Below are 3,321 nucleotides of genomic sequence, written 5' to 3'. Positions count from 1 at the left end.
ATGTTCTTTAACAATTTGGAAAGCTGATATTAATAGTAATCAATCAAAATTGAGTAACTGAGAAATCGAAAGATGAACTTTTTACTCTACTTGACTGAATTGCTTGTTATCAATCGATGATTTGATAGCAAGGCAATTCTTCCGATTAGCTTGTCATTCATGCAACGTAACTTAGACAGAAGTCAAAAGGCTGTTTGGGGTTGTATGGTTAAGTGACGAAGCGTATACGGTGGATGCCTTGGCAGTTAGAGGCGATGAAGGACGTGTAAGTCTGCGAAAAGCTGTGGTGAGCCGACAAAATGCATTTGAGCCACAGATGTCCGAATGGGGAAACCCACCTATTTATAGGTATCGTTACATGAATACATAGTGTAACGAGGCAAACGAGGGGAACTGAAACATCTAAGTACCCTTAGGAAAAGAAATCAACCGAGATTCCCCTAGTAGCGGCGAGCGAACGGGGAGCAGCCCTTAAGCTGTTTAGAATTTAGTGGAATCCTTTGGGAAGAGGAGCGATACAAGGTGATAGCCCTGTACACGACGGATTCTTTACAGTGAAATCGAGTAGGTCGGGACACGTGTTATCTTGACTGAATATGGGGGGACCATCCTCCAAGGCTAAATACTCCTAACTGACCGATAGTGAACCAGTACCGTGAGGGAAAGGCGAAAAGAACCCCTGTGAGGGGAGTGAAATAGAACCTGAAACCGTATACGTACAAGCAGTGGGAGCCCTTCGGGGTGACTGCGTACCTTTTGTATAATGGGTCAGCGACTTATATTTAGTAGCAAGGTTAAGTGAATAACGGAGCCGTAGCGAAAGCGAGTGTTAACTGCGCGTTTAGTTGCTAGGTATAGACCCGAAACCCGGTGATCTAGCCATGGGCAGGTTGAAGGTTGAGTAACATCAACTGGAGGACCGAACCCACTAACGTTGAAAAGTTAGGGGATGACCTGTGGCTGGGGGTGAAAGGCCAATCAAACCGGGAGATAGCTGGTTCTCCCCGAAATCTATTTAGGTAGAGCCTCGGACGAATTCCATTGGGGGTAGAGCACTGTTAAGGCTAGGGGGTCATCCCGACTTACCAACCCTTTGCAAACTCCGAATACCAATGAGAACTATCCGGGAGACACACGGCGGGTGCTAACGTCCGTCGTGGAGAGGGAAACAACCCAGACCGCCAGCTAAGGTCCCAAAATATTGCTAAGTGGGAAACGATGTGGGAAGGCATAGACAGCTAGGAGGTTGGCTTAGAAGCAGCCACCCTTTAAAGAAAGCGTAATAGCTCACTAGTCGAGTCGGCCTGCGCGGAAGATGTAACGGGGCTAAGCAATATACCGAAGCTGCGGCAGCAAGTTTACTTGCTGGGTAGGGGAGCGTTGTGTAAGTGGATGAAGGTGAGTTGTAAAGCTTGCTGGACATATCACAAGTGCGAATGCTGACATGAGTAACGATAATGGGAGTGAAAAACTCCCACGCCGGAAGACCAAGGTTTCCTGTCCCATGCTAATCAGGGCAGGGTAAGTCGGCCCCTAAGGCGAGGCAGAAATGCGTAGTCGATGGGAAACGGGTTAATATTCCCGTACTTATATAATCAGTGATGGAGGGACGGAGAAGGCTAGGCAAGCTTGGCGTTGGTTGTCCAAGTGAAAGTGAGTAGGCTGAAGACTTAGGTAAATCCGGGTTTTCAAGGCCGAGACACGAGACGAGCTCCCAAGGGAGTGAAGTTGTTGATGCCCTGCTTCCAGGAAAAGCTTCTAAACTTATGATTATATGAACCGTACCCCAAACCGACACAGGTGGTCAGGTAGAGAATACTAAGGCGCTTGAGAGAACTCGGGTGAAGGAACTCGGCAAAATTGTACCGTAACTTCGGGAGAAGGTACGCCTCTGTTTGTGAACACTTCGCGTGGTAAGCAAATGGAGGCCGCAGTGACCAGGTGGCTGGGACTGTTTATTAAAAACACAGCACTCTGCAAACTCGTAAGAGGACGTATAGGGTGTGACACCTGCCCGGTGCCGGAAGGTTAATTGATGGGGTTAGTTTTCGGACGAAGCTCTTGATCGAAGCCCCGGTAAACGGCGGCCGTAACTATAACGGTCCTAAGGTAGCGAAATTCCTTGTCGGGTAAGTTCCGACCTGCACGAATGGTGTAACCATGGCCACGCTGTCTCCACCCGAGACTCAGTGAAATTGAAATCGCAGTGAAGATGCTGTGTACCCGCACCTAGACGGAAAGACCCCGTGAACCTTTACTACAGCTTGGCACTGAACATTGAACCTACATGTGTAGGATAGGTGGGAGGCTTTGAAGCACAGTCGCTAGATTGTGTGGAGCCGTCCTTGAAATACCACCCTTGTATGTTTGATGTTCTAACATTGTTCCCTTATCGGGAATGTGGACAGTGTCTGGTGGGTAGTTTGACTGGGGCGGTCTCCTCCCAAATAGTAACGGAGGAGCACGAAGGTTAGCTAATCACGGTCGGACATCGTGAGGTTAGTGCAATGGCATAAGCTAGCTTAACTGCGAGACAGACACGTCGAGCAGGTACGAAAGTAGGTCATAGTGATCCGGTGGTTCTGTATGGAAGGGCCATCGCTCAACGGATAAAAGGTACTCCGGGGATAACAGGCTGATACCGCCCAAGAGTTCATATCGACGGCGGTGTTTGGCACCTCGATGTCGGCTCATCACATCCTGGGGCTGAAGTCGGTCCCAAGGGTATGGCTGTTCGCCATTTAAAGTGGTACGCGAGCTGGGTTTAGAACGTCGTGAGACAGTTCGGTCCCTATCTGGTGTGGGCGTTGGATGATTGATGGGAGCTGCTCCTAGTACGAGAGGACCGGAGTGGACGAACCGCTGGTGTTCGGGTTGTCATGCCAATGGCATTGCCCGGTAGCTATGTTCGGAACGGATAACCGCTGAAAGCATCTAAGCGGGAAGCCGGCCCAAAGATGAGTCATCCCTGACCTTTAAGGTCTGGAAGGGTTGTTATAGACGATGACGTTGATAGGCAGGGTGTGGAAGCGTTGTAAGGCGTTAAGCTAACCTGTACTAATTGCCCGAGAGGCTTAACCATACAACGCCCAAGAAGCTTTAGACTTCTGAGTGTTGTAGACAAGCTAAAGTAAGTAGAGTGAAAAGTAGTTACTCACTGATTGAATTGATATCCAGTTTTCTAGATTGTTACCAGTTTTTCCTGGCAGCCATAGCGATACGGTACCACCTGACTCCATTCCGAACTCAGAAGTGAAACGTATTAGCGCCGATGGTAGTGTGGGGCTTCCCCATGTGAGAGTAGGACACTGCCAGGTCCCA

At 49.1% G+C, this 3,321-nt stretch carries 2 rRNA genes; both read left to right on the top strand.

Annotated features, from left to right (window positions below):
• Positions 1-206: 206 nt before the first annotated feature.
• Positions 207-3,082, top strand: a 23S ribosomal RNA gene (locus AWH61_RS07710).
• Positions 3,083-3,201: 119 nt separating this feature from the next.
• Positions 3,202-3,317, top strand: a 5S ribosomal RNA gene (gene rrf, locus AWH61_RS07705).
• The last annotated feature ends 4 nt before the right edge of the window (positions 3,318-3,321 follow it).

The organism is Alteromonas sp. W12 (genome assembly GCF_001924945.1).
Classification (GTDB): domain Bacteria; phylum Pseudomonadota; class Gammaproteobacteria; order Enterobacterales; family Alteromonadaceae; genus Alteromonas; species Alteromonas macleodii.
The sequence above is the reverse complement of the archived record's forward strand: the minus strand, read 5'-3'. Positions and strand labels throughout refer to the sequence as shown.